The sequence below is a fragment of the Bifidobacteriaceae bacterium genome, assembly GCA_031281585.1.
Classification (GTDB): Bacteria; Actinomycetota; Actinomycetes; order Actinomycetales; family WQXJ01; genus JAIRTF01.
The window spans coordinates 1-4,560 of sequence record JAITFE010000165.1; the positions used below are offsets into that span (position 1 = coordinate 1).

At 67.1% G+C, this 4,560-nt stretch carries 2 protein-coding genes; both read right to left on the reverse strand.

Translation table 11 applies throughout. From position 1 onward, the window contains the following. Positions 1-3,408, reverse strand: a 3,408-nt coding sequence (locus tag LBC97_16675; protein MDR2567650.1) for a VWA domain-containing protein, incomplete at its 3' end; no start/stop codon positions are given. A 279-nt stretch (positions 3,409-3,687) separates the two neighbouring features. Continuing rightward, positions 3,688-4,560 (reverse strand): hypothetical protein (locus LBC97_16680; protein MDR2567651.1); only part of this gene is annotated, 873 nt, incomplete at its 5' end.

Below are 4,560 nucleotides of genomic sequence, written 5' to 3' on the forward strand. Positions count from 1 at the left end.
GTCGAGCTCTTCCCAATCCGGGCCGGACACGCCGCTCCGCTTCTGATCCGGGAAGTACATGCGCACAATCCTCTCAAACCCCAACTTGGCGGGCGTGAAACCCGGCTCGCCGGCGGCCATCGCACGCTGGATCGCGCCGTCTATCCTGATCTGCTCCTCGGTCTGCCCCGCCTCCAGCTTGGACTTCCCCTTTTTCAGTTCGGCCGCCGCGCCATCGGATCGTAACTGGTACTGTTTGCCGTCGAAGTGGCGGGAGATCTGATCTGTCTTGTGGTTGTGCAGGAAGTACTTCTGAGGCGGCACGGGCACCCGCCATTCTTTGGGGTAGGCGTCGGGCCAAACCACCCGCCGAACGTAGGTCTGCCACTCACTTTCGAGGTGGTAGCCCAGGTTCGGGGCACTGCGGATCTCGCTGGCTCCGTTCACCATCCGCTCGATCGTCTGCGGTGTGTAGCCCCGCCGCGCCTGCACCAGCACCCAGTCGCGTGTGACGTTTCCGTTCTTGAGGAACGCCCGCGTGATCGCGCCTTCGCCGACCTCGTCCAGCATCTTGATCGCGAGGCCCTTCGGAACCCAACCGCCCAGTCCGTAGCGGCCGACCAGCCTAATCGTGTTGATGGCCTCCGTCGACCTCGGATCCGCGCGCAGCAGCGCCCTGGCGTTGTCGAGGCTCTTCTGTGTAAGCCTGAGGGCTTTGCCGGTGTCGCCGATGATCGGCCAGATCCCGACCAGCGAGATCGTCACGTCCACGAAGCGACCGTGCACCAGATTCGCCAGGGCGTCTTCAAGGTCGCGAACCACCGGGAAGCCGAAGCCGCCGAGTATCTGCCCCACCAAGTACGGCCAGCCCTCCGGGGAGCAGAAGCCCCACAAGCCGACCGTGTCCCCGCACAGCGCGCCCCGCAGGACCAGGCTGGTGAACTGCGCCCAGTCGTAGTCGATCTCCTTGACGAGGGGGTCGCGTCCGTCACCGGAGTTGAACGAGTCGATTTCGGCACGGTCCTTCATGCCGTCCAAGTCGGTGTTGTCCCACATCTCGGTGGTGCCGTTGTCGGCTTCCTCGCCGCCGTTCACGCCGTCGTGATCGTGGTCCGGGTCCCAGGGAAAGAGGTACTCGCTGACCTCGAACAGGTCGTCCAGGCCGTCGCCGTCGGTGTCAGCCTTGGTCGGGTCGGAGGTCATTCGGTAGGCGGTGCCCCGCCCGAAGGCGTGGCCGGGGCTGGGTTGGTAGCCCATTTCCTCGCCGTCGCTCAACCCGTCATGGTCGGTGTCCGCCGAATATGGGCTGGTGCGGAATACTTGACCGCTTGAGCTGAGCATCCCCGCCTCCTCTGCGGCGTCGCTCAGGCCGTCACCGTCAATGTCGACGTAGCCCATGATCTCGTCCAGGTTGGTCTTGAAAACTGGAATGAGGTCGTCGGCGCTGTCAGCAAGGAAGAATCGGCCACCAGTCTGTGTGGCGATCTCGTCTAGCAACGCCTCGTCGGTGGCCTGTCCCAGCCCGACTGTGTACACGGCGACGTCCGCCTCTTGTGCCTCCCGTGTCAGCGCCCGGTCGTAGTCGCCCTCGCCATCGGTCAGCAGCACGATCGCCCGGTCGATGGTGAACGCCTCGTCCAGGCTATGGGGCCTCAAGGCCGTGATCGCAAGACGCATCCCGGCGGTCAGATTGGTGCCTCCGGCCTGGCCAACTCCCGCCAGCGATGCCTTCGCCGCCGCTTTGTTCGTGCTCAGGAGAGCCAACCACCTCGCGGTGTTGGCAAACGCGACGACCCCGACCTCGTCGTTTTCGCCCAACGCGTCTATGAGCGCCTTCGAAGCCTCGACCCGCAACCTGTCCGGGTCGTTGTCCGCCATCGAACCGGAGGAATCCAACACCAGTATGACTTCCAGCGTTCTCTGCCCGGTTGGGTCGTCCACGTCGCCGGTGCCGAACTCCTGGTCCCAGATCGCGGTGAATTCGGCGACGTCCACCACCACGAACGGGGAGAAGTCGCCGACTTCTGCGGTGACGGTGCCGGCCGACCAGTCGACCACCTGGTTCGGGGGCACATCAAGCGTGCTGGACTCCTCGTCGAAGTGGAGCAAAGCGACTTCCAAGCCGACGGTCGAGGCGTCGAACCCGACTGTCAAGACGCCGGTTACCCCTTCGGGGGCGTGCACCGCGAACGCGCCCGAAAGCTGTCCCGGCACGCCCCGGAGCCTTACATCATCCGAGGGCGTCAACCTGGTCTCCAACAGTGCGACAGCCGGGCCCGTCGCCTCCAGCGACACGGGAGGCTGGTCCAGCGACAACGTGATGGTGAACAGGTCCTCGCCGTCGCCGGTCCTGTCCCCGTCGGTGTCGGGATTGGCCGGGTCGGCGCCGACCCTCCGCTCGTCGCCGTCCCTCAACCCGTCGCCGTCGCTGTCCGCCGACAGTGGGTCCAAGCCCAGGGTTACCTCATCGCCGTCCGACAGCCCGTCGGCGTCGGTGTCGTAGTTGACCCCGCTTGTCCCGGCCGCGATCTCCTGCGCGCTGGTCAGCCCGTCCTCGTCGGCATCCTCCTCCAGGTCTCCGATGCCGTCCGAGTCGGAGTCCGCGTCTGTCGGCCAGGTGCCCACTCCAAATTCCGCCGCGTCTTCGATCCCGTCACCGTCGGTGTCGCGGGCCAGCGGGTCGGAACCAGCACGGACTTCCGCCACGTCCGGCATCCCGTCGCCGTCCAGATCCCCTTCCACCCCGCCCAGGTCGCCAGCGTCAACTCTGCGTTCACAGGAGTAGTAGGCATTCGAACCCGGACCGCCCGCGCACGCGTCCGTGCCCGTGTCGCCGTAGAGGGAATCGTCGCCGGGTCCGCCGATCAGCAGGTCGTCGCCAGCGCCGCCCTTGACCGAATCGGCGCCTTCGCCCGCCACGATCCGGTCGTCGCCCGCGTCGCCCCAAAGGGTGTCCGCTTTGCCGGTGTCGATGATCAGGTCGTTTCCGTCGCCGCCGCGAACGGTGTCCGCGCCGGCCTCGCCAAAGATCGTGTCGTCGCCCGCGTCGCCCCAAAGGGTGTCGCCGCCGTCGCCGCCGTAAATCAGGTCGTTGTCAGCCCCTCCATAGACGGTGTCGCCGCCGGCCTCGCCGTGGATGACGTCTTGCCCATCCTCGCCACGAATCGTGTCGCCGCCGTCGCCGCCCAGGATCACATCGTTCCCGGTTCCGCCGTGGATGGTGTCCCCGCCCGCGTCGCCGTAAATCACGTCGTCGCCGGCACCGGCTTTGATCGTGTCCGCGCCGCCACCGCCGCAGATCACGTCGTCGCCATCCGTGCCTTTCAAAACATCGGCACTGGTAGTCCCGATAATGGTGCAGCCACGCTCCGGGTCGTCCCCGTCTGGCTGCGGGGCCGCCGTCGCCGGGGTCAGGCTAACCGTGGCCATCAAAGTGAACGCGGTCAGGGCAGCGAGGAATGAGCCCGCTCTACGGACCCACGCAGCCCGATCAAAAGACCGACAATGGAAAGAGAGACTGTGTTGCGGGCTGCGATTCATCGCGAGACCTCCAGGGGGCAGAGGAATATGGGCATTTCCCGACAGATTATTGTCCAAACACAAGGGCTTGATCAAGGCGGGCAAAACGTTACGAAATTGTTATAAAAGCCCAGCGGTCTTCCACGGTGACATGCTCAACGGAGGTAGCCCGGTGACCAGGCGGCGGGGTCAGCCCGTCGGGTGGCCCAGGCCTGGGCGTTCCAGGGCCTCGGTTTCGGCGTTGGCCGCCGCCTCCGCGATGTTGGCTGGCGCCTCGGATTCGTCCTTGAGGAAGTCCGGCAGGAACGCCTGCGTCAGCTCGCCGGAATCCAGTTCGTCTTGATCGGTGGCCGCGGCAGGCACAACTCGGTCCGCGTCCGCTACGCGGGCACGGCCGCCGATGCCGTCCTGCCCGTCCCCGTCATCCGCCACTTCAGCGTCCTCCGCCTCGCCGTCGGTCCGCTTGTCCTGGGCGGGCGCCGAATCGGCCGCCTTGCCCGCAGACCCGCCCAGTTGATTCGGCGAATCAGCCGATTCGGTTCGGACTCCGGCTTCCGGCCCCTTGGACGCTTCGAGCGCCTCGGCCGTGTCGAGCTGGTCTGCCCAGGACAGGGGCGCCTGGCCCGCGTCGCTGCCCCCGCCGTCCGAGGCCTGCCGCTTGGGCCGGCCCCACAGGCTGACGCCGCTCTTGGCGATCGACTGGCGCTTGGGCGGAGCCGGCGCGGCCGGGTCCGCCGCCGGGGCATCGGATTCCGAGCCCCCAGACTTCAAACCCCCAAGCTCCAAGCTCCCAAGTTCGGAGGCTTCACCCGCGGAGTCCTCGGGCTCGTCGGCTTTGGGGGCAGCCGGTTCGGGATCTGAATCCTTGGGCGGACGCCAGTTGGAGCTGTCCTGGTCAACCACCCGCGGTATGGAGCCGCTGGTGCGCAGGCGTTCGCGGGCGGCCGCCTCGGAGGCGCGCAGGGCGGCCTCGCGGCGTTCGCGGGCTTCGGCCTCGGCCGCTTGTTTGGCCGCCTCGAGTTTCGCGGCGGCCTCCGCCTCCGCGGCCGCCTCTCGGGCGGC